This window comes from Rhodococcus sp. NPDC004095 (genome assembly GCF_053604015.1).
In genome coordinates, this window is record NZ_JBSGGS010000011.1 from 167,602 (window position 1) to 189,788 (window position 22,187).

The 22,187-nt window shown below is 69.6% G+C and carries 20 protein-coding genes; 9 read left to right on the plus strand and 11 right to left on the minus strand.

Annotated elements, in window-relative coordinates; all coding sequences use genetic code 11:
* Positions 1–170: 170 nt before the first annotated feature.
* Both ACWEPG_RS21665 and ACWEPG_RS21670 read left to right on the plus strand, forming a co-directional pair.
* The gene (locus tag ACWEPG_RS21665; RefSeq protein WP_452595279.1) at positions 171–1,172 is read left to right on the plus strand and encodes an MBL fold metallo-hydrolase; all 1,002 of its coding nucleotides are present in this window, start codon (positions 171–173) and stop codon (positions 1,170–1,172) included.
* A 101-nt stretch (positions 1,173–1,273) separates the two neighbouring features.
* Complete coding sequence (locus tag ACWEPG_RS21670) at positions 1,274–2,812, plus strand: acyl-CoA synthetase (RefSeq protein WP_452595280.1); 1,539 nt, start codon at positions 1,274–1,276, stop codon at positions 2,810–2,812.
* Positions 2,813–2,852: 40 nt separating this feature from the next.
* Here ACWEPG_RS21670 and ACWEPG_RS21675 read toward each other — a convergent pair whose 3' ends face one another.
* Entirely contained in the window at positions 2,853–4,262 is a 1,410-nt protein-coding gene (locus ACWEPG_RS21675; RefSeq protein WP_452595281.1) for a plasmid pRiA4b ORF-3 family protein, read from the minus strand.
* Between the two features lie 80 nt (positions 4,263–4,342).
* Between ACWEPG_RS21675 and ACWEPG_RS21680 the strand changes: the two genes are divergently transcribed.
* Positions 4,343–5,128: an enoyl-CoA hydratase/isomerase family protein gene (locus ACWEPG_RS21680; RefSeq protein WP_452595282.1), complete on the plus strand. Its 786-nt coding sequence runs from the start codon at positions 4,343–4,345 to the stop codon at positions 5,126–5,128.
* A 469-nt stretch (positions 5,129–5,597) separates the two neighbouring features.
* On the opposite strand, the gene ACWEPG_RS21685 is transcribed toward ACWEPG_RS21680, so the two are convergent.
* The 4 genes from ACWEPG_RS21685 to ACWEPG_RS21700 all read right to left on the minus strand — a co-directional run bounded on the left by ACWEPG_RS21685 (position 5,598) and on the right by ACWEPG_RS21700 (position 12,235).
* Positions 5,598–10,634 carry a putative T7SS-secreted protein gene (locus ACWEPG_RS21685; protein ID WP_452595283.1) on the minus strand — a complete coding sequence of 1,679 codons (5,037 nt, stop codon included), beginning with the start codon at positions 10,632–10,634 and terminating at the stop codon, positions 5,598–5,600.
* A complete protein-coding gene (locus ACWEPG_RS21690) occupies positions 10,631–11,167 on the minus strand; it encodes a hypothetical protein (RefSeq protein ID WP_452595284.1) in 537 nt (178 codons plus the stop codon). The genes ACWEPG_RS21685 and ACWEPG_RS21690 overlap by 4 nt, the downstream gene beginning before the upstream one ends.
* Entirely contained in the window at positions 11,164–11,541 is a 378-nt protein-coding gene (locus tag ACWEPG_RS21695; protein WP_450114242.1) for an SseB family protein, read from the minus strand. Before ACWEPG_RS21695 ends, ACWEPG_RS21690 begins: the two co-directional genes overlap by 4 nt.
* A gap of 70 nt (positions 11,542–11,611) precedes the next feature.
* Positions 11,612–12,235: a GntR family transcriptional regulator gene (locus tag ACWEPG_RS21700; RefSeq protein WP_450114243.1), complete on the minus strand. Its 624-nt coding sequence runs from the start codon at positions 12,233–12,235 to the stop codon at positions 11,612–11,614.
* Between the two features lie 190 nt (positions 12,236–12,425).
* On the opposite strand from ACWEPG_RS21700, the gene ACWEPG_RS21705 reads away from it, so the two are divergent.
* From ACWEPG_RS21705 to ACWEPG_RS21725, 5 genes are read left to right on the plus strand one after another with little or no spacing between them, the layout of a single operon-like run.
* Positions 12,426–13,271: an ABC transporter permease gene (locus ACWEPG_RS21705; RefSeq protein ID WP_452595285.1), complete on the plus strand. Its 846-nt coding sequence runs from the start codon at positions 12,426–12,428 to the stop codon at positions 13,269–13,271.
* Entirely contained in the window at positions 13,271–14,026 is a 756-nt protein-coding gene (locus ACWEPG_RS21710) for an ABC transporter ATP-binding protein (protein ID WP_452595286.1), read from the plus strand. Before ACWEPG_RS21705 ends, ACWEPG_RS21710 begins: the two co-directional genes overlap by 1 nt.
* A gap of 26 nt (positions 14,027–14,052) precedes the next feature.
* Positions 14,053–15,132, plus strand: coding sequence for an NrtA/SsuA/CpmA family ABC transporter substrate-binding protein (locus ACWEPG_RS21715; protein WP_450114246.1), 1,080 nt, complete (start codon positions 14,053–14,055; stop codon positions 15,130–15,132).
* A 14-nt stretch (positions 15,133–15,146) separates the two neighbouring features.
* Complete coding sequence (locus ACWEPG_RS21720; protein ID WP_450114247.1) at positions 15,147–16,511, plus strand: LLM class flavin-dependent oxidoreductase; 1,365 nt, start codon at positions 15,147–15,149, stop codon at positions 16,509–16,511.
* Positions 16,508–16,936: an OsmC family protein gene (locus tag ACWEPG_RS21725; RefSeq protein ID WP_450114248.1), complete on the plus strand. Its 429-nt coding sequence runs from the start codon at positions 16,508–16,510 to the stop codon at positions 16,934–16,936. Before ACWEPG_RS21720 ends, ACWEPG_RS21725 begins: the two co-directional genes overlap by 4 nt.
* A gap of 54 nt (positions 16,937–16,990) precedes the next feature.
* Here the strand turns inward: ACWEPG_RS21725 and ACWEPG_RS21730 are convergent, their stop codons facing one another.
* From ACWEPG_RS21730 to ACWEPG_RS21740, 3 genes are all read right to left on the minus strand, one after another.
* Positions 16,991–17,455 carry a MaoC/PaaZ C-terminal domain-containing protein gene (locus ACWEPG_RS21730; protein WP_450114249.1) on the minus strand — a complete coding sequence of 155 codons (465 nt, stop codon included), beginning with the start codon at positions 17,453–17,455 and terminating at the stop codon, positions 16,991–16,993.
* 45 nt (positions 17,456–17,500) lie between these two features.
* Positions 17,501–18,649 carry an acyl-CoA dehydrogenase family protein gene (locus tag ACWEPG_RS21735; protein WP_450114250.1) on the minus strand — a complete coding sequence of 383 codons (1,149 nt, stop codon included), beginning with the start codon at positions 18,647–18,649 and terminating at the stop codon, positions 17,501–17,503.
* 94 nt (positions 18,650–18,743) lie between these two features.
* Positions 18,744–19,109, minus strand: coding sequence for a VOC family protein (locus ACWEPG_RS21740; protein ID WP_452595287.1), 366 nt, complete (start codon positions 19,107–19,109; stop codon positions 18,744–18,746).
* Between the two features lie 73 nt (positions 19,110–19,182).
* Here ACWEPG_RS21740 and ACWEPG_RS21745 point away from each other — a divergent pair, with 73 nt between their 5' ends.
* A complete protein-coding gene (locus ACWEPG_RS21745) occupies positions 19,183–19,479 on the plus strand; it encodes a DUF2470 domain-containing protein (protein WP_450114252.1) in 297 nt (98 codons plus the stop codon).
* A gap of 17 nt (positions 19,480–19,496) precedes the next feature.
* Here ACWEPG_RS21745 and ACWEPG_RS21750 read toward each other — a convergent pair whose 3' ends face one another.
* The 3 genes from ACWEPG_RS21750 to ACWEPG_RS21760 are packed head-to-tail and all read right to left on the minus strand — an operon-like array spanning position 19,497 to position 22,122.
* Positions 19,497–20,261 carry an ABC transporter ATP-binding protein gene (locus tag ACWEPG_RS21750; protein ID WP_450114253.1) on the minus strand — a complete coding sequence of 255 codons (765 nt, stop codon included), beginning with the start codon at positions 20,259–20,261 and terminating at the stop codon, positions 19,497–19,499.
* Positions 20,234–21,061 carry an ABC transporter permease gene (locus ACWEPG_RS21755; protein WP_450114254.1) on the minus strand — a complete coding sequence of 276 codons (828 nt, stop codon included), beginning with the start codon at positions 21,059–21,061 and terminating at the stop codon, positions 20,234–20,236. The genes ACWEPG_RS21750 and ACWEPG_RS21755 overlap by 28 nt, the downstream gene beginning before the upstream one ends.
* Positions 21,058–22,122: an ABC transporter substrate-binding protein gene (locus ACWEPG_RS21760; protein ID WP_452595288.1), complete on the minus strand. Its 1,065-nt coding sequence runs from the start codon at positions 22,120–22,122 to the stop codon at positions 21,058–21,060. Before ACWEPG_RS21760 ends, ACWEPG_RS21755 begins: the two co-directional genes overlap by 4 nt.
* Positions 22,123–22,187 lie beyond the last annotated feature (65 nt).

Sequence of the window (22,187 nt, forward strand, 5' to 3'; positions counted from 1 at the left end):
CGCCCCAGCACACAGGCAAAAACCCCTGTGCACACCCCACGCCAGGTCCAGTTACATATGTCACAGATCGTCCTGCAAAGCGGGACCCGGGGTGTGCTCCAGGCCACTGGGTGCGGTAGTGATGAACGAAAGGATTTGAGGCGTATTTCACGGGTACAGAGGTAATGACTATGTCTGACGCAGTGGCCATCGGCGATGGCATCTTTCAGATCACGGTTCCGATGACGCACAACCCGCTGGGCAGCACCTTCGTGTACGCGATGGAGTCGCCGGGTGGAATCGTGCTTGTCGACGCCGGATGGGACGGCGACGAGGGCTGGGAGGGACTGACACAGGGACTGGAATCTGTCGGACACTCGGTCACCGAGGTCGAGGGCGTCGTCCTGACCCACTTCCACCCCGACCACACCGGCCTGTGCGGGCGCGTGCGGGAGGCATCCGGGGCGTGGATCGCGATGCACGAGGACGATCACGAGCTGTTCCGGCTGATGTCGTCGAACCACGACGAGACCTGGGTGGCGGACCAGCTGGCCAACATGGCTCGGGCGGGCGCCTCCGAGGAGGATCGCGACGCGTACGCCGAGGCGGTCCGCGGGATCAGCGCCCCCGCAGGCCCCGAGTCCACCCCGGACCGCACGCTGAGCGGTGGTCAGGTCATCGCCCTGAAGGGGCGTGACCTGCGGGTGGTGTTCACCCCCGGCCACACCCCCGGCCACGCGTGCTTCCTGCTCGAGGACGCCGACGTGATGTTCACCGGCGACCACGTCCTGCAGAAGACGACCCCCCACGTCGGGAACTTCGTCTACCCACTCGAGGAACGCGACGCCCTCGCCGAGTTCATGGACTCGCTGCAGCGGGTGCAGTCGATGGGCGTCACGCGCGGCCTCGGCGCCCACGGCCTGCCGATCACCGATCTCCCGGGCCGCGCGAAGGAACTGATCGAGCACCACGAGGAGCGCCTCGATCACCTGTACGAGGCGTTCGGCGATGACGAGATCACCCTGTGGCAGGTCGCCGAGCGGATGAAGTGGTACCGCGGGTGGGACGCGTTCTCTCCCCAGGCACGCGGCATGGCGGTGTCCGAGGCCGCCGCGCACCTGCGGCATCTGGTGGCGCGGGAGAAGGTCGCCCAGGTTCCCGGCAGCGAGCCCGCACTCTTCGCCCGGCGGTGACGTAACGGTCTCCGCCGGTGCGGAACCCTCGACCGGCCCGCCCGGTCATGGGTTCCGCAAAACCCTTCCCAATTAGTTGGACGTCCCATAATCTGACGTGCATGAGTCTCGATCCGCGCACCCACACCGTCGACGGCGTCCTTCGTCGCTCGGCGGCGAAGTTCCCCGACCGCACCGCGCTGGCGTTCGACGGTCGCGTCCGCACCTACCGTGAACTCGACGACGCGGTGACCCGCGCCGCCGCCCACCTGCTCTCCCTCGGCCTCGCACCGGGCGACCGGGTCGCCGCCTATGGCACCAACTCCGACGCCTACGTGATCGGGTTCCTCGCGAGCGCCCGCGCCGGGCTGGTGCACGTTCCGGTGAACTACGCCCTCAAGGGCGAGGAGCTGACCTATCTGGTGTCCCAGTCCGGGGCTCGGGCCGTGCTGGTCGACCCGGCGCTCGCCGGCACGCTCGACGGCGTGCGGGCCGACCTGACCGGCGTCGAGCACGTCCTGCCACTGCGCGACGCGGACGGCTCGCTGCTCGAAGCGGCCGAGGCCGGCGAGGTGCCCGACCTGACGCCCCGCGCCGCCGCGACCGACCTGGTGCAGTTGCTGTACACCTCGGGCACCACCTCGAAGCCCAAGGGCGCCATGATGACCCACGAGGCCCTCGTGTACGAGTACGTCTCGTCGGTGATCGCGCTGGACCTGAAGTCGGACGACAATCCGCTGATCGCGATGCCGCTGTACCACTCGGCGGGCATGCACGTGTTCATGCTGCCGTACCTGTCGGTGGGCGCGACCGTGAATCTGATGGCGGCACCGGACATTCCGGAGATCCTGCGCCGTGTCGAGGCCGAGCGGATCGGGTCGCTGTTCCTCGCGCCGACGGTGTGGGTGCCGCTGGCGAACCACCCGGACCTCGAGACCCGGGACTTTTCATCGCTGCGCAAGGCGCAGTACGGCGCGTCGATCATGCCGGTGACGGTGCTGAACCGGCTCCGCGAGAAGTTCCCCGACCTGGGGTTCTACAACTGCTTCGGCCAGTCGGAAATCGGTCCGCTGGCGGCGGTGCTGCGTCCGGAGGAGCACACGGAGCGGCCGTCGTCGTGCGGGCGAGCGGTGTTCTTCGTCGAGACCCGGGTCGTGGACGCGGAGGGCAACGACGTCGCCGACGGCGAGTCCGGCGAGATCCTCTACCGCTCCCCGCAGCTGTGCCAGGGCTACTGGGAGAACCCCGAGGCGACCGCGGAGGCGTTCCGCGACGGCTGGTTCCACTCCGGCGACCTGGTCAGCCGCGACGCCGAGGGCTTCGTCACCGTCGTGGACCGGATCAAGGACGTCATCAACACCGGCGGCATCCTGGTCGCGTCCCGCGAGGTCGAGGACGCGATCTACACCCATCCGGCGGTCGCCGAGGTCGCGGTGATCGGCACTCCGGACGAGAAGTGGATCGAGGCGATCACCGCGGTCGTGGTGCTGCGCGAGGGCCAGGAGCTGACCGAGGAGGCGCTGGTCGGGCACGTCAAGGAGCGGATCGCGCCGTTCAAGGTGCCCAAGCAGGTCCGCTTCGTCGAGGCGCTGCCCCGCAACCAGAGCGGCAAGCTGCTCAAGCGGGAACTGCGGACGCCACTGGGCTCCTCCCAGGGATGACATCGGGCGCGGGTCACGGGGACACCTCCGTGACCCGCCCCTACATCGACAGGGCCATCCGCGCGAACCCGCGCGCCCAGTCCGGCGGCCGCCCGGCATCGCGCGGGGAGGACGCAGTCACCGCGCCGATCAGCTCGAGGAAGTCCGCGGTCGCGGCGGCCACCCGCCATGCGTCGGACTCGTCGAGAACCCCGCCGTCCTCGAGGCACCACCCGAGCGCCTCCAGGCCCTCGGCCAGCGCGGCACGCTGCTCGCCGCGGGTGGCCCCGGCGGCGACACCGAGCAGCAGCAGGCGGCCGGCCTCGTACTCGATCTGCTCCCTGCCGAGCGGCACCGTGGTGACCACGTGCTCCCACAGGTCGGAGTCCCGGCGCAGCAGCGTCGCACCGCGCTTCGTCAGCAGGAGCGCGCCCTTGTACTTGCGGGTCAGGCCGAACGCGCGGCCCGCGTCCAGGAGCCGCCGAAAGAGCGGATTGTCGGCCTCGCGGGGGCCGGTCCACCGTCCGCCCCAGTCGAGTTCGTCGCGGGCGGCCGCGACCTGCTCGGACGGAACGTAACCGGCCGCGGTCAGCGCGATGCCCTCGGTGCCGATCCGGCGCAGCAGCCACCGCAGCTGGGCGAGCGCGGCGGCCTCCATCTCCTCGAACGGCACCACCAGCCGGTCCTGCAGGTCCGCGCGCGCCACCAGCGCGTGCACCCGAGGGGCAGCCTGGTACGGAATCCGCGCCAACAGCGCCGCGAACCGGGAGTCCAGGACGGGCGGGTGAAGTCGCACGGCGTCGCGCGCGGCCAGATTCACGTTCACCGCGTCGACGTCGAACGCTTCCGGGTCGAACTCGCCGCCGAGCCAGCCCAGCAGGTCCTCGCGTTCCGAATGCGCCCGGTCCGCGAGCACTCCCACCAGGTGCCGGTAACCGGACGCGCCCCCGCAGTCCTCCGGTGGACAGGCCCGTTCGCCGGCGATGCAGTGCGATTCGTCCGGGGAGGCGTCCCGATCGACCGCCTCGAGCACCACGGTGTGTTCCCAACCGTCTCCGAAGTCGTACTCGTACTCCAGGACGTCGCCGGGCGCCCTGAGCACGTCGTCGAGCCGGACCTTCTCCTCGCAGCGGGCGCCCTCGTCGAAGCCGTCCTCGATGCTCGACCGCATGGCATACCGCTCACCGTCACCGAACCCCTGCGGGTCCGGACGGAGCCATTGGTGCAGGTGGGTGTCCTTCCATCCCATCGCGGACTGCAGTACCGGGTGCAGCTCGTCGAGCCTGAGCGTCGACGGCACCACCAACCGCCGCCACACCGCCGGAAAGACTCCGTCGAGGTCGATTCGCAACCGGTAGGCGACGGCGCCGAGCGGCTCCGTCCAGGCGCGGGTCTCCTCGACGAACGACCGCAGAGCGTCGGGGTCGGTGGGCACGGACCGGAGGCGTCGACCGGATGCGGAAGCTCCCATTGCGCCAGCCTAGGACAGGTCACGGACAACGGCCTCCGGAGACCTTCCCAATTTCTGCAACACGTTCTAGGGTGCTGGGCATGAGCATCCTCATCGACGACCGCGCCCGCGTCCGGACGCTGACCCTCGACCGACCGGACGCGCTCAACGCGTTCAACGAGGCGCTCTACGACGCGACCACCGAGGCGCTGCGTGAGGCCGCCGCGGATCCGTCGGTGGCGGTGGTGCTGCTCACCGGCAACGGCCGCGCCTTCAGCGCGGGCACCGACCTACGCGAGATGCACGCGCGGGCAAGCGATCCGAACTTCCAGCCGGGAAAGCACGGCTTCCTGGGCCTGATCGACGCGCTCGCCGAGTTCCCGAAGCCGCTGATCTGCGCGATCAACGGCCTCGGCCTGGGCATCGGCACCACGATCATCGGGTTCGCCGACCTGGCGTTCATGTCGACCGCGGCGAAGCTCAAGTGCCCGTTCACCGGCCTCGGCGTGGCCCCCGAGGCGGCGTCGAGTTACCTGCTGCCGACGTTGATCGGGCGCCAGAACGCAGCCTGGGTGCTCATGAGCTCGGAATGGATCCACGCCGACCAGGCCAAGGAGATGGGCCTGGTCTTCCAGGTGTGCGAGCCCGACGAGCTGCTCGACGTCGCCCGCAGGCACGCGGAAACCCTGGCCGCCAAGCCGATCTCGAGCCTGATGGCCGTCAAGCGGACGATGATCGAGCCGCTCCGCGCCGAGATCGCCGCGGCACGGGAGCGGGAGAACGCCTGCTTCGCGGAACTGATGGGCGGCCCCGCGAACATCGAGGCGCTCGTCGCCTTCGCGGAGGGCAGGGAGCCGGACTTCACGAAGCTGCCGGCGGGGGCCTGACCCTGCAACGACCCACATTCACTGTCGCCCCCGGCTCGCGCCGCTACGACGGATGCGGCGCCTCATGGCCGGGGGCGCCGACGATACCACTCACTACGAACCCCAGCATCTCATCGCTGGAGTCGAACCAAATCGACAAGCTTCTTCCCTCATGTTGAAGAGCGGCTGTCCACACCGTCGTACCCTGACTCTCCTCGAGGCGAGACAGAAGCTCCCGCATTCCCGGGAAGACTTCGCCCCGCTGATCTGCGCGCCGCAGCCTTCTCTGGAAGGTCGTCACAACAGCACGCCTCTCAATAGCATGCAGTTCGATACGTCCCGACCGGGTACAACTCTGCAAAATGACACCGACGCCAGCCGCAATCGACGGCTCCAATCCCAGCCGATCGAGTTGTCGCCGAACATACTCGGCCCCCAACAACCGCGGAAGTGCGCTCATGACTGATCCTTGCGTCCTGGTCTTGTGCGGTCAGCGTATCTCGGCATTGCGAACCGGCCCCGCAATCAGTACTTCGAACTCGCCAAAGGCATCCGGCGATGGGACCCGAGTGTAGGTTGGGCCATCAACGTTGGGCATCTGCAAGACAACTCCCGGACCGTTTCCGCTGCGCGCGAAGTCCTGCGCAATCGACTCGTCGACGGTCCACGAAGTGAAAATGCTGTTGTTGTCACCCTGGTTGTGGAGATGTGGGTCGTGGTGGCCGCCCCATGGCACGGCAACACCGTCGAGCGCATCGGCATGTGCGGGATGTCCGTAGTAGACGCCGCGATAGAGGTACTCATAGGTGCTGGAGTCGAGATACCCCATTCCAGCAACGCCAGCACTCCCACACGCCTCCGGCGTCAGCCCCAGCGGGTCGATCCATCCCGTCGGGTTGTGTGGGTACGCACTGGGATTCGGCGCCGGCCTCAGGCCGAGTGGGTCCTGCGTGACGTACCGCCCGAGTGCGGGGTCGTAGTAGCGGTGCAGGTTGTAGTGCAGGCCCGACTCGTCGTCGAAGTACTGCCCCGGGAACCGCAGTGGCGTGGACTCCCCCTGCCACGTCGTCCGTCCCCACAGGTCCGCCGATGCCGACCCCACGACCTCGCCCGCGTCGGGGTCGACCAGTTCCACCGGCAAGCCGACGAGGTCGGTGACGATCGCGAAGAACTCGGCATCGACCCGCGACTGCGTCAGGGGTGCGAACCCACCCGGCCGATAGGTCCATCGCGTCACCTCACCCGCGACGTCCTGCTCGACGAGTTGAACTCCGTCCCAAACGAACCGGTTCCACTCGACCACCGTCCCGTCGTCCGCCACCCGCGACTTGGTGGTGCGGCGGCCGTACGCGTCGTAGGTGTACCGCCAGCACCGCCCGTCCGGGGTTATCAACTCGACGAGTTGGTCGAACGCGTCGTACCGATACTGCCAGACATCGGGTTTGCGGGACAGCCGGGTCACCACCTTGCGCACCAGCCGCCCCGCGCGGTCATGGTGGTAGCGGCTGCGCCCGTCCCGGACGATGAGGTTTCGGCGGTACTCGCGTCGATCGTCGCCGGCCCGCGAGATGTTTCCGAGCCCGTCGTATCCGTACCGTTCACCGGTCACGTGACCGCGGTCGATGGCGGTGATCCGGCCAACCGGGTCGAGCGTGTAGTCGGTGTCCAGGTGCGCATCGCCCGCCAGTGCCAGGTGCCGGACCAGGTAGCCGTCCGGCCGGTAGTCGTAGGTGTCCTCCCGCAGCATCGCCGGGGCAGCACCCGACCCGCCTCCGAGTCCCAGGTTCAGCGCGGACGCGGGGTGCGCGGTGACGGAGCGTCGGGCGAGCCGACCGCACGCGGTGTGGGTCTGCGCGACCGCGATCTCACCGATCCGCCACCCGGTAGCGGCGCCGCGTGCGTCGTGGGTGAACTCGACCCCACGCCCGTCGATGGTCAGCGCCGACAGTCGTCCCGCCGGATCCCATCGCCACGTCGTCTCGCCGCCGGTCTCGCTCATCCGCCGGGTCCGCCGACCGGCGAGGTCGTGCTCGAAGGCCGCGCGGCGTCCGTCGACCGTCTCGCTCACCGCCAGACCGTGTGATGTGTAGTCGAATTCGACGGTGTGCGAGGCACCGTCGGCGGCGAGCGACTCCGCGAGCGTGACCCGTCCGGCGAGATCGTGGACGAAGCGGCGACGCTCGCCGGTGTCGGCGCGCACGTCGGTGAGCCGGCCGATCAGGTCGTACGTGTGGGTGCGGGTGACGCCGGTCGCGGCGGTCACCGTCGCGGGCCGGCCCATCGGGTCCCGGGTGTAGGTGGTCGTGGCTCCGGTGAAGTCGGTCTCGGAGATCAGGCGCCCGGCCGGGTCGTACCGGTAGGTCCAGGTATCGCCGAGCGGGTTGGTGACGGCGGTGAGCCTGCGCTCGGTGTCCCACTCGTACCGGGCGGCCGTGCCGTCCGGTGGGGGTACCTCCCGCTTGCGGGGGACTGTGCGCGCGGCGAGTAGATCGAACGGCCCGTACTCGTACCGAGTGATGCCGCCGACCGCGTCCGTGTAGGCGAGCAGGTTGCCTTCCCCGTCGTACGACCAGGTTTCCGCGGCGCCGTCGGGATCGGTTCGGCTGAGCAGGTGCCCGCTCGGGGACCAGGTCTGGACGGTGGTGGCGCCGGTCGGGTCGACGACGCGGACGGGGCGGCCGAATCCGTCCCGGTCGATCCTGGTGACCGCGCCGGTCGGGTCAATGTCCCCGACCGGCAATCCGGCGGCGTCGCACTCGACGAGGGTGGTGGCGCCGGTCGGATCGGTGACGCGGGCGATCGCACCGGTGCTGTGGTGACCGTACGAGGTTCTGGCACCGGACGGGTCGACGACCGCGACGAGTCTGCCGCACTCGTCCCACTGCTGCCGAATGGTGGCGCCGTCCGGATGATGCACGGCCGCCGGCTGTTTCGGTGCGGAGTACTGGACGGTGACGACCGCGCCGTCGGGCCGGGTGATGCGGGCGACGTCCCCGTCTGGCGTGTACGCGTATCCCGTGGTGGCGCCGTCCGGGGTGCGGACGCGCAGCGGCTCGCGCCGACTGTTGTAATCCGTGTGGGTGTGCCCGCCGCCAGGATCGATCAGGTCGCGCAACCGCAGATCGGCGTCGAAACCGTGGGTGGTGGCCGCCCCGGTGGAGTCGGTGACGACGGTGACCCGCCCGCTCGGCAGGTCGGTGTACTCGAAGCGGCAGTTCATGATTCCCGCGGTGCCCCGCTGGAGCACGACGCGGCCGTCCTCGTCGTAGGTGTTGTCCATGCGGGTGCCGTTGTCGTCGACCCACGCCAGCATCCGGCCGTCCGCGTCGTACTCGTATCGGGTGACGCCCCCTTCCCCGGTCGTCACCGAGGTGAGGTTGCCGCCCGCGTAGCCGAATCGGCGCACTGGCACCGTCTCGTCGCGGTCCACGACGGACAGCGACGTCACTCGGCCCGCCACAGCGGAGACGAGCACCCGGTAGCCACCGGAATGCGAGATCTCCCGCGGCGCCCCGTCCGCGTCGTACCGGAACAGGATGCGGTTGCGATGCCGGTCGGTGATCGCACTGATCGCCAGGTTGCCGAGTGCGGCATCCACCCCGTCCAGTTCGGGATTCGGCGCGAAGTGCCAGGTGATGCGGCGGTCCGGGTCGTGGATCCGGTAGCCGCCGGTCTCGGTGCGGGTGAGCGGCCAGCGCTGCCCGGACGTCGGCAGCACCTCGGCGTCGACCTCGGGGTGCGGGTAGGTGAGCATCACGCCGTCCTCGGCGAGGAACGTGACGCCGTATTCCTCGACCACCACGCGCAGGTCGAGGGTCGCGGACCAGCTCGGCCCGAACCATCGGCCGAATCGATGGTTCGACCGGTGCCGACGTCCCAGGACGAGGGGAAGCACACCGGGGAGCGCGAGATCGGTTTCCGGGAGCAGGAATTCTCCCGTCGCCACATCGACCGGGTCGCCGCCCTCGGTGTTCTGATGTCCCGTGCGGTCGGCTTCGACCCCGTTGTCCGCCGCCGCCTGGTACGCACCACTGTCCGCGTCCGCGAGCTCGTGGGGTGTGGGTGCAGCGTCACCGCCCACCTCGGGCGCACCCGCGCCGCCCGAATCCTGTTCGCGGGTGGCCGGTTCCGTGTCGCGGTCCGGTTGGTCGGCACCGTCGGTGGTGGCCTCGGCGGACCCGTGACCTGTCGAGTCGGAGGCCGGGACCTGTTCTCGGTCGGCGGGCGGGTTCGGATCGCCGCCGTCTGCACGCGGTGACGCCGCGGGATCGGTGTCCGCTGCCGAGTGCGGCATGTCCGCGGGCTCGGTCCGGGGTGCAGCATGGGCTTCCGGGATCTCCGGTCGCGCCGCGTCCGGAATCACTCCGGGCCGATGTACCTCCGGGACGTGCTCCGCGAGCCGCGCCGCATCGGCGATCCCGTCGGCGACGTCCGCGACCCGCTCCGCCCCTCGCACGGCGGCGACGCCCGCACCCCCGACACCGCCGGTCGCCACGGTGAGAACCGCGTCGCCGGTGAGGCCGCCGAGCACCTCGAACGGGTTCTCGCGGAAGTCTGTCAGCATTCCCTCGACGACGGCGCCCGGATCCGAGGCGGCGACGAACAGGCCGGCCACCAACGCCGACATGGACTCCGCGTACTCCGCGGGGTGACTGAGGTTGTAGGGGTCGGTCGGGTTGACCTGGCGCACGAACCCCACGATGCCGGAGAACGAAGTGATCAGTCCGGAGGTGAAGTTCGCCTCCGCCATCTGCGCCGCGCCCTGCAGGTCCATGACATCCGCGAAAACGCGCTCGGTGAAGGGGGGTTCGGTCGGCGCGGACTCGGTGGCCGCCGCCAACTGGGACGCGATCCGGCCGGCGGCGCCGTCGCGTTCGGCGCGGGCGCCGCGAAGGATTTCGGTGGCCGCGGCCTTCGCCTCGCTCCACGTGTGGGTGACCTCGCTGCCCACCGCCGCACTCGCGGCCTGGACCCGCTCCGCCTCCTGCCAGAGCACCACGGCATCGGCGGCCCGCGCCTGCGCCGCCGCGACGGCATGTGCCCACGAGGTGAGGCAGTTGCCCGCTGTGGTCATCGAGGCGGCCGCCGTCCGCCAGAGCCCCGGCTGCCGGTCGTACACCGACTCGAACGCATCCGCGGCGCTCCCCGTCCACCCGGCGGTGTCGATCGCGGCGAGGGAGTCGCCGACCCCGGCGATGCCGGAGGCCATCTCGGCCAGCGTCGAGACGGCCTCGCCGATCGCGGCCGGATCCCCGCGCACGAGTTCGCAGGGATCCTCGGTCTGGCCGAGCTCGAGTTCGTCGACCGCGCCGCCGGTGAGGTCGGCGACGCTGTCACCGAGTCCGGTCAGGGTGTCCGCGATCGTGTCCGCACCCAGGTCGCGGGCGAACCGCGCGGCTCTGTCCAGTCCGGAGTCGACCGCCTGCCCGAGAGTTTCGGTACCGGATTCGGCGGTGTCGGTGAGGAAGTCACCGGCGTCGTCGATCGTTCCCTTCGCCGCCTCCCAGGTGTCGCTGAGCCAGCTCATTGCGGGCGCCCGGATCCGGGACCCGCATCCGCCCCGGTTACGGCAGATTCGGCCGTGGCCCCGTTTGCCCGTATCTCCTGGTACGCATCGGTGAACGACCCGACGCTGTACTCGGGGTGCAGGACATTGTTGACCGGATTGTCCGCGAGGGTTTCGCCCCAGTCGCGGTCGGCGATCTCCTCGCCGCTCAGGTGCGGGTTGCCGACGATGTCGGTCCACACCGTCTTGAGCATCGCCTCGGTGGTCTGCTCCATGTCGTGGTAGCGGCCGGCGTTCAGGTCCAGGGTCTGCGCGATCGAGTTGGCGGCCTGCACCAGATGCCGCACACCCCACGACCAGCGCTCGACGAACTCCTCGAACGCGGCCTGCACGTCGTGCGCGCCCGCTTCCAGCGGCGACAGCGACAGCAGAGAGAAGCCGCGGCCCATCGAGGCGATCTCGCCGATACCGAGGTCGGCGAGGGAACCGGTGATCGCGTTGATGCCCTCGGCCGCCTGGACGAGGACCTGCGGGTCGACCGCGAGTTCGCTCACGACGCCACCCGCTCGAGATCCGGTGGGAACGCCATCGGCGCCGCGCCGGCGGCGTCGATCACGACACCGGTCGGGCGCGGCAGCGCCGGGACGATCTCGTCGAGGAGTCGGCGGCCGAACAGCGCCCGGTACCGCACCGACGCCGCCTCCCGCCGGGCGTGGAGATACGCCGTGTACTCCGCCTCGTCGGTGAACGCGCAGACCCAGTCGACGCCACGAACCGTGCTGATCAGGATGCGGTCGTCGTCGGTGACGGGAAGCAACACCACCGCGGCGCGTAGCGCGGCCGTCAGCAGATCCGGCTGGCCGAACCCCTGCCGGAATGCCTCGATCTCCGCGCGCAGCACCGTACGGCCGTCGTCGTGCTCCCCCACCTGCAATCCCCCCGGATCGTCCCCCGCGTCCCCCGACGCGCCGGGCAAGGATAGCGTGCGGTCGGCGGAGCTAGCGCGACGCCATCGCCGCGATCCGGATGTCGCGGGTGCGTTCCTGGTGCGCGATCATCAGGGTGCGGGCCCGCTCCCCGTCCCCTGCGACGACGGCGGCATGGATCTCGCGATGCTCGGCTTCGATCTGGGTCAGGTTCGACGGCGCCTTCGACTCCTCCGCGTCGTAGACGGCGAGTTGGGCGTCGAGCCGGTCCATCAGCTCGGCGATGGTCGTGTTGTGGGCGGCGATGCGCAGCGCCGCGTGCCATTCGTTGTGCAGCCGTAGCGCCAACGCGGGATCCGGTGCCGCCACGGCGCTCTCGAGCAACCTGCTCAATCGCGCCACGTCGATGTCGGACCGCCGGCCGGCGGCCGAGTGCGCCACCGCGGACTCGAGCGCGATGCGCGCGTCGCAGATCTCGAGGACCTCCTCCTCGCTGCGTTCGCGCACCATGTAGCCGCGGGTCACCTTCGTGACCAACCCCTCGTTCTCCAGGCGGTGCAGCGCCTCGCGGACAGGGGTGCGCGACAGTCCCAGCTCGACGCCCACCGTGGCGGGTACCAGCATCGAACCCGGTGGGCAGTGCCCGCCCGTGATCCGTTCGCGCAGTTGCGTGTACGGCGACACCACGTTCCGCACCGACCCTCCCCATTCCCGTGACGACTGAAACCGAACGGGGCAACGCTTACCAGGGTCGTGAACACAAGTAAATAGTTTGAATCCATGTGTATACATATGTCGTCACATGCGTGCACTCGTATTTATCGTGCTCTCCGCAACACACTGCGAGGAGAACGATGCACACCCCAGCACCCACCACGGTCCGGCCATGACCGACACGACCCTCGCGCCGGTTCAGGCGCCGGAATCGACCACTCCCCCACTGCGCCAACGCCTGCGCCCCCGACCGAGCGGCCGCGCGCTGCTCCCCTGGGTGGTGCCGGTGCTGGTCCTGCTCGGCTGGCAGTGGGCCTCGTCTACGGGTGTGATCTCCGCGGCGATCCTGCCGCCGCCGAGCAAGGTCCTCGACACCGCCGCGAACTTGTGGAGCACCGGCGAACTGCAGACCCACCTGCTGGTGAGCGTCCGCCGGATCGTCCTCGGCTTCGTCATCGGCGCCGCGATCGGGCTGGCCCTCGGGTTCGCCGTCGGGCTCTCCCGGATCGCGGAAGGCCTCGTCGACCGGACGCTGCAGATGCTGCGCGCGCTGCCGCATCTCGCGCTCGTGCCGCTGCTCATCGCGGCGTTCGGCATCGGCGAGGTGCCGAAGGTCGTGCTCGTGACCCTCGGCGTCATCTTCCCCGTGTACCTGAACACCGTCGCAGGCATCCGCACCGTCGACCCGAAGCTCGTGCAGCTTGGCCGGTCCTACGGCCTCGGCCGCGGCGCCCTGATCCGGCAGATCATCGTGCCCGGCGCGATGCCGATGATCCTGACCGGCATCCGCTACGCCCTCGGTGTCGCCTGGCTGACCCTCGTCGTCGCCGAGACCATCGCCACCAGCGAGGGCATCGGCTATCTCGCACAGAACGGCCGCGATCTGCTCCGCAACGACCGCATCGTCCTCGCGATCGTGCTCTACGCGCTCGCCGGCCTGCTTGCGGATCAGCTCATCCGGTTCGTCGAGGCCCGGGTTCTGCGGTGGAACCCGAACTACCAGAAGGGAGATCGCTGATGGGCGGCAACGAGCACCGGCGCGCCGCGCCCGAGGACGCCCTCGTCGGCCTGGACCTGCTCGGTGTCGGGCACAGCTATCGCGACAAGAAGGTCCTCGACCGCATCGACCTGTCGATCGCGCCAGGCGAGTTCGTCACGTTTCTCGGCCCGAGCGGCGTCGGCAAGTCCACCCTGCTCCGTATCCTCGCCGGACTGGAGGAGCCCACCGAGGGCCGGGTCGAGCCTACCGTCGACCGGCCCGTCGTGTCCCGCATGATGTTCCAGGAGGACCGCCTGCTGCCGTGGCGCAGCGTCCTCGACAACGTGCAACTGGGCACCCGGGGGCGCCGCGACGAGGCCGCGGCGCTGCTGGGCGAGGTCGGCCTGGCCGGACGCGAGAACGACTGGCCCTCCGAGCTTTCCGGCGGACAGCGTCAGCGTGTCGCCCTCGCCCGGGCCCTGCTGCATCAGCCGGACGTGCTGCTCCTGGACGAGCCGTTCGGTGCGCTCGACGCGATCACCCGGGTCACCATGCAGCAGCTGCTCGAACGCGTTCTCGCCGAGCACCCCCGGACGGTCCTGCTCGTCACCCACGACGTGGAGGAAGCGCTCGTCCTGTCCGACCGCGTCCTGCTGCTGACCGAGCGCGGCATCACCCGGGACCTGCGGATCGACCAGGCCCGCCCCCGCCATCGCGGCGACGCCCGGCTCGCCGAATGGAAGGAGGAGTTCCTCGACGGGCTCCTCGAGGCCGACCGCGCCCTGCACTCCTGACACACCGAAGGAAGGTTCGTTTCCACATGTCCCCCCTGACCACCCCCGCCCTGAACCGGCGCGGCTTCCTCAAGGCCACCGGCGCCGGACTGCTCGGGCTGACGGCCCTGTCGCTGGCGGGTTGCGGCACCGACGCCGCCGCATCCGAGGGCGGACCCCTCACCGAGGTCCGGTACGCGCTGATCGGCGACGGCAACACCGAGCCCGGCGCGGTGCTGCGCAACGGACTCGGCGGATTCGACCTCAGCGCCGACCTCGGCGGGGTGCCCGTGCAGTGGCCGTCCGGCTTCCCGGCGTCGTTGCCCGTCATGGAGGCGATCAAGTCCGGCAGCGTCGACTTCTCGTTCGCCACCGCGACCGCCGTGATCTACGCGATCGGCGGCGGGGTGCCGATCGTGCCGCTGGTGGCGTACCCACTGCCGAGCGACGAGGTGGAGGTCCTCGTCCCGCAGGGCTCGACCATCCGGTCGGCCGCGGATCTCAAGGGCCGCAGGGTCGCCGACCACCGCGGCACCACCGGCACCTACAGCCTCGTCAAGTACCTGGAGTCGGCGGGCCTGACGATGGACGACATCGAGTACGTCAACCTCACCGCCGCGGACGCCGAGGCCGCGTTCGCGCAGGGCAAGGTGGACGCCTGGATCACCTGGCAGCCGACCGCCGAGCTGGCCAAGCGCAAGCACAACGCCGCGACCCTGCCCGACGTGAAGACCTACGACTACGCCTTCTTCGTCGCCAGCGAGTCTTTCGCCGACAATCACCCGCAGGCGGCGGCGACGCTGGTCCGCAACGTGCGCGACGCGCAGCGTTGGATCGAGGCGAACCCGGAGGCCGCGGTCGCCGAGTTCACCCGCCTCGGCGGCTTCGCGGGCAGCGAGCTCGAAGCCCAGGTGTACCTCGATCTCGTCAAGACCGGCCGGCTCTCCTATTCCGGTGCGGGACAGTTCACCTCGGTCGGCGCGGACGCGATCACGGGGACTCAGGACCTCGCGGACAACTTCCACCGCCTCGGCATCTACCCCGACCAGGTCGACGTCACCTCGTGGCTGCAGGACCCGCGGTTCGACTCGATCAAGTCCGCCATCGACCAGGAACTCTCGAAGTAGGTATCAGCACCCTCATGTCCGACTCCCAGATGCATCTCGCCGCGTTCATCACCGCAGGCCCCGGACGTCCCGGTGGCTGGCGCTACCCCGCCTCCGTTCCGGGTTGGCTGTCCGCGGACTACTACCAGAACATCGCGCGCACCCTCGAGGACGGCCGGTTCGACCTCGCGTTCTTCGCCGACATCCTGTCCGTCCCCGACCGATTCGGATCGAGCACCGACACGCAGCTGCGCAACGGCGCGCTCGGGTCGATGCGACTCGACCCGCTGCACGTGCTCTCGTCGATGGGCGCCGTCACCGAACACCTCGGCCTGGCCGCCACCGTGTCCACCACGTATGCACAGCCGTTCACCGTCGCCCGCTCGCTCGCCAGCCTCGACCACCTCACCGCGGGACGCGCGGCGTGGAACGTGGTCACCTCCTTCCAGGAGTCCGAGGCCCGCAACTTCAACCGCGACGAACAGTTCCCCCGCGACAAGCGATACGAACGCGCGGACGAGTTCCTCGAGGTCGCCGCGAAGCTGTGGGACAGCTGGGAGGACGACGCCCTGGTGCTCGACACCGAGGCGCCGCTGTTCGCGGACCCCGCCAAGGTGCACGCGATCGACCACAAGGGCGAGTGGTTCACGGTGCAGGGTCCGCTGAACGTGCCCCGGCCTCCGCAGGGCTACCCGGTGGTCATCCAGGCCGGAGCCTCCGCAAAGGGCAAGGACTTCGCAGCCCGCTGGTCCGACGTGATCTTCTGCAGCCACGCCTCGCTCGAATCCGCGCAGGCGTTCTACCGGGAGATCAAGGAACGCGCCGCCGCGCACGGCCGCGACCCGCGCCAGGTGAAGATCCTGCCGTCCATCGCCCCGGTCATCGGCGCCACCAACGCCATCGCACAGCAGACGTTCGCGGAGCTGTACGAGCTGGTGCCACCCCTCGGCGGCCTGTCCACCCTCGCCTACCACCTGGACGTCGACCTCTCGACGTTCCCGCTCGACGAACGCCTGCCCGACGTCGAGGTCCCCGGTGTCGAGGGCCACTACCACGAGGTCCGCGAGATCACCGAACGCGAGGGGCTGACCCTGCGCGAGCTCGGCAAGCAGTACGGCGGCCGCGTCGAGGGCGGATTCATCGGCACCGCAACCGAAGTCGCCGACGGCCTCGAGCAGTGGTTCACCGAGGGCGCGTGCGACGGCTTCATGGTGCAGGCCCCGTACCAGCCCGGCGGGTTCGAGGACTTCACCCGCCAGGTCGTCCCCGAACTGCAGAAGAGGGGCCTGTTCCGCACCGAGTACGAGGGCGCAACGCTGCGCGAGAACCTCGGCCTCGACCGGGCGGCCGCGGGCGAGTGGGAGAACCGGATCCCCAAGTCCGCGAGCATCACCGGATGAGCAGCACCACCATCACGCCGCCGAACGTCGCCCGGGTCTCCGGGCACACCATCTCGGGTGTGCCCGGGCGGTTCGTGGTCGACGCCCGGACCAACCATCTGGTCACCGACTCGCGCCTCGGTCCGGGCGAGTCGATCCAGGCCGGCGAGCTCCTGCTGTCCGCGCTCGTGTCCTGCGCGATGGCCAACTTCGAGGCCAACGCGCGGGAGCTCGGACTGCCGGTCACCGGGATCACAGTCGACGCCGAACACGCCCGCGGCAGCGTGGATCCGACGCGCTATGACTTCACCCGGATCACGATCACCGTGCAGGGGGCGGATCGGGCCGCGGCGGACAGCCTCGCGGAGCGGTTCGTCGCAACCTGTCCGATCTACAACACGATTCGGCGCGGCAGCGGGATCGACCTCGCGGTCGCGACGGCCTGAGCCGAGCCCACGTGAACGGATCGTTCGGGACCTCATGCGTCCCGAACGGTCCGTTCACACCGAGGTTCGGTCGCCGGCGGGTCGACGTCGCACGTACGCCTCGGTGACCGCGTCGAGCACCCGGTTCCCGTCGCGGTCCCGCAGCTGCCCGGTCGAGGTCACCAGTCCCCGGCCACGGTCGTCGAGCACGACGTCGTCGATCCGCATCGTCGCGGTGAGTGCGTCACCGGGACGCACCGGACGCCAGAACCGCACGTCCTTGAGTCCCCGGCCACCGATCACGCTCAGGTGCCGGTACGCACCGTCCACCGACAGCCGCTGCAGCACCGCGATGGAGTGGATCCCGCTCGCGATCAGCCCGCCGAAGTAGCCCCGCTCCGCGACGTCCTTGTCGACGTGGAAATCCTGCGGATCCCACGCGGTCGCGAAGTCGACCAGCTCGGTCTCGGTGACGGTGTGCGACCCGAGGTCGATCACCTCGCCGACGGTCAGGTCCTCCGCGTACTTCACATCGCTCATGACCTCGATGCTGCCAGTGGCACGGAGGACCACCACCGGCGGGGACTACAGCGCCTTGGCGATGATGCCCTTCATGATCTCGTTGGCGCCGCCGTAGATCCGTTGGACGCGCGCGTCCTGGTACATCCGCGCGACCAGATACTCACGCATGTAGCCGTATCCGCCGTGCAGCTGGACGCAGCGGTCGATCACCTCGCACTGCTTGTCCGTCAGCCAGTACTTGGCCATCGCGGCCTCGGCAGCGTCGAGCTCGCCGGCCAGGTGCTGCCGGATGCAGTGGTCGAGGAACGTCTCACAGGTACGCGCGATGGTCTGACACTCGGCGAGTTCGAACGCGGTGTTCTGGAGCTCGAACAGGCTGTGCCCGAACGCCTCCCGCTGCTTGGTGTAGGCGACGGTGTCATCCACGGCGCGGCGGGTGGCGCCGACGGCCTGCGCGGCGATGATCAGCCGCTCCTGCACCAGCTGCGTCATCAGCTGACCGAAGCCCTGCCCCTCGCGCTCGCCGAGCAGGTTCGTCACCGGCACCCGCACGTCGGTGAACGACAGTTCGGAGGTGTCCGCGCCGAGCTGACCGACCTTGTCGAGTACCCGCCCGACCGCGAACCCGGGCGTCTCGCGCAGGTCGACGATGAGCATCGAGACGCCCCTGGCGCCTGCCTTCGGGTCGGTCTTGACCGCCATCACGATGACGTCGGCGGACGAGCCGTTGGTGATGAACGTCTTCGACCCGTTGACCACGTACTCGTCGCCGTCCCGGATCGCCGTGGTCTTGATCGCCTTGAGGTCCGAGCCGGCTCCGGGTTCGCTCATGCCGATCGCGCCGAGGATCTCGCCGGTCGCCATACCGGGCAGCCACGCCCGCTTCTGCTCCTCGGTGCCATACGCGAGGATGTAGTGCGGCACGATGCCGCTGTGCACGGAGATGCCGAACGACAGGTCGCCCGCATAGCCTTGGGCCTCGAACACGGCGAGGTCGTGGGCGAAGGTACCGCCACCGCCGCCGTACTCCTCCGGAATCGAGCAGCACAGCAGGCCGAGTTTGCCGGCCTCGAACCACACCTCGCGGTCGATGCGGTGCTGCGCGTCCCACTTCTCGTTGTGCGCGACGATCTCACGTTCGAAGAATCCGCCCGCGAGCTCGGACAGGGCACGAACCTCGTCGTCGTGCCAGGTGGGGACGTACTTCTTCATCGAACAACCGCCTCTTCGGATCCGGGTACACCGGGCGCGCCATGCGCACCACTGTCGGACGCCATGCTAACGATGCATCCGTACTAGCGATCGCTCAGTTGCGGACACAGAGGCAGAAGTGGTGCCCGACGGGATCCCGGAAGACCCGGAAGGTCGGATGGTCCTCGCCGCCCTCGACCAGGTGCGCACCCAGCCCGACGACCCACCGCTCCGAGGCATCCATGTCGTCGACCACGAAGTCGAGGTGCATCTTCACACCCTCCGCAGGCCACGAGATCGGAGTGAAGTCGGGGGCGAGCTGAAACGCCAGGCGGAAGCCGCCCGGCCCCTGCAGGACCGCCCAGTCGTCGTCGGACAGCGTGATCTCCCACCCGAGGACGTCGCGATAGAACTCGGCGAGCACCACCGGGGCCGGACAGTCCAGGACGGTGTAGTCCACCGCGATATCGGGACGCGTCATGGCATCGAGGCTAGGCGGACGAGGCCACTCCCGCTCCCCTCACGAGGTGCGCGGCGCACCGTACCCTGTCGGGATGAGCGACTTCGACGACGCGGTCATCGCCGCGGTCACCGGCCACATGAACGGCGACCACTCCGCCGACAATCTCGCGATTGTCCGTGCATTCGCCGAACCCGACGCCACCGCGGCCCACATGACCGGACTCGACACCGAAGCCGGCGAGTGGACGGCGACGGTCGGCGGCACCGAGCGTGCCGTACGGGTGCCGTGGCTCGGAACGGTCACCGACCGGGCGTCGATCCGCACCGAGGTCGTCGCGCTGTACCACGCGGCGTGCGAGCGACTCGGCATCGAGCCGGGCGGGCACTGAGCACTCTCGAGCGCCGGTCACAGCTGGTGTTCGGAGTCCACTCCGAGTGCGTCGAGCAGCACCGCTCGCAGTGCGATCAGATCGGGGTCGGACCGACGCCGGGGTCGCGGCACATCCACGACGTGATCGACGGCGATCGCGCCGTCACCGAGGACCAGGACCCGATCGGCGAGGGCCAGCGCCTCGTCGACATCATGGGTGACCAGCAGTACCGCGGGCCGGTGCAGCAGGCACAGTTTCGCCAGGAACTCGTGCATGCGGATCCGGGTCAGGGCATCCAACGCACCGAACGGCTCGTCGAGAAGCACCAGGCGCGGCTCACGCACCAGCGCTCGCGCCAGCGCCACGCGCTGCGCCTCCCCACCGGAGAGGGTCGCGGGCCACGCATCGGCGCGGCCGGTCAGGCCCACCTCCTCCAGCGCCGTCATCGCCAGCGCCCGATCGGGCCGCCGGCCGAGACCGGTGACGACATTGCGCCACACCGACTTCCAGGGAAACAGGCGCGGCTCCTGGAACACCACCGAGCGGGCGGCCGGCACGGCGACCTCCCCCGTGTAGTCGGTGTCGAGGCCCGCGAGGACGCGCAGCAGCGTCGACTTGCCGCCCCCGCTGCGCCCCAGCAGCGCCACGATCTCGTCGGGCCGGATCTCGAGATCGACGCCGCCGAGCACCGCACGCTCCCCGAAGCTCTTGCGCAACCCGCGCACCCGCACCGCCGGGCCGTCGGCCCTCGACTCCGGGGCCGTCTTCGCGCTCACGCTCCCGCGAACGTCCGCTGCCATCGCAACACCCTCCTTTCGATCAGGCTCACCAGCTGGTCGGATGCCAGTCCGAGGAATCCGTAGATCACCAGGCCCAGCACGATGATGTCGTTGCGGAAGTACTGCTGCGCCTCGGTCATCATGAAGCCCAGCCCGGAACGCGCGTTGAGCTGCTCGGTGACGACCAGCACCAGCCAGGACACGCTCAGCGAGAACCGGAAGCCCGTGAAGAAGGACGGCAACGCCGACGGCGTGACGACCTGACGGATCAGTTCCCACCGGTTGAGGCCGAGGACCGCGGCGGCCTCGACCAGCTTCGCATCGATCGAGCGAATCCCCTTGAACGTGTTGAGGTACACGGGAAAGAACGTGGCGTAGGCGATGAGGATCAGCTTGGGAGCCTCGTCGACGCCGAACCACAGGATGAACAGGGGAATCAGGGCCAGTGCGGGCAGCGGCCGCAGCATCTGCAGTGTGGTGTCGAGCAGGTCCTCCCCGGTGCGCCACAGGCCGGACAGCAGCGCGGCGCCGACGCCGAACACCGTGCCGATCGTCAGCCCGACCAGCGCCCGCGCGACGGAGGTGGCCAGGTTGGACTGCAGATCGCCGCTGGCGAGCAACTCACCAGCGGTCGTGACGACGCTGGAGGGTGCCGCGAGCAGGCGCGTGTCGATCAGCCCGGTCCGTGCGGCGAGCTCCCACAGTGCGAGCAGCACCACGGGAACGATGCTGCGGCGCAACCACTGTGGCACCACCGGCGGAGTGGGGGTGACCGAGATCGACAGCCGTGGGGCGCCGATCTCGCTGGTCGCCTCGCTCACTGCCGGGCCGCCTCGACGACGTCGTCGTAGCGATCGTCGACGATGTCGGAGATCGTGACCTGGGCGTCGGTGAGACCGAACTCGCGCGTGAGGTCGGCCTCGGCCTGCAGCCGCTGCACCACGTCGGCGGTCAGCGGGAAGTACTCGAGTGGCAGTTCGGCCTGTACCGCTGCGAGCGCGGTCGCCGCGGGCAGCTTGGTGACCTCGGCCTGGACCTTCGCGTAGGCGTCCTTGTCGGTGTTGGTCCACACCTGATTGCGGATGAGCCTCGACTGGAAGTCCGCGATGGCCGCGTTGAGCTTCGGATCACCGAGGGACTTGTTGTTGGCGGTGGTCACCAGGAAGTTGTCGGTGTGCTCGGACGACCACGCGATCACCTTGCCGCCGGCCTCCTGCACCCGCGTGAAGCTCGCGCCGCCGCCTGCCCACGCGTCGACCTGTCCGCTGAGCAGTGCACCCAGCCCCGCCGCACTGTCGAGGAACACCGGATCGACCTCGTCGATACCGATTCCGCTGTCCTTCAACGTCTTGGCCAGGAAGTAGTGCGGTGACGAGGCCTTCGCCGGTGAGACCGCGATCCGCTTGCCGACGAGGTCGGCGGGCGAGGTGATGTCGAGTCCGGGCCGGGTGGCCAGCCAGAAGGTGCCGTGGTTCTCGGGATGGTCGGTGGGGTTCTTGCCCGCGATCCCGACGATCTTGAACGGCACCGCACCCGCGGCCGCCGAGAACAGGGCGGGGTCGACGCCCTGCACGGACACGTTGACCGCGTCGGATCCGAGGGCCTGGAACATCGGGGCGCCGCCGCCGATCTTCTTCCATTCCACCGTGTACGGGATGCCGTCGAGGGCACCGGACGCCTCGAAGTACTGCCGGGTGAAGCCGCCGATCTCGCCGACGTTGAGTGTGACGCCGGACATGTCGACGCCGGCCGTCTCCGGTTTGGCGGCCGCGCCACCGGCCGTGTCGGAGGAACCGGAGTTGCCGCAGGCGGCGATCGTCGTCGCGGCGAGGACGGCGGCCAGAGCCGCCACGGGGCGTCGGAGGAGGGAACGCGCACGCATGTGGGGAGGTGCCTTTCTGCTCCGCGCCCGGTGCGGGCGCGGTTGGGGGGTCGAACGTGGTGGGG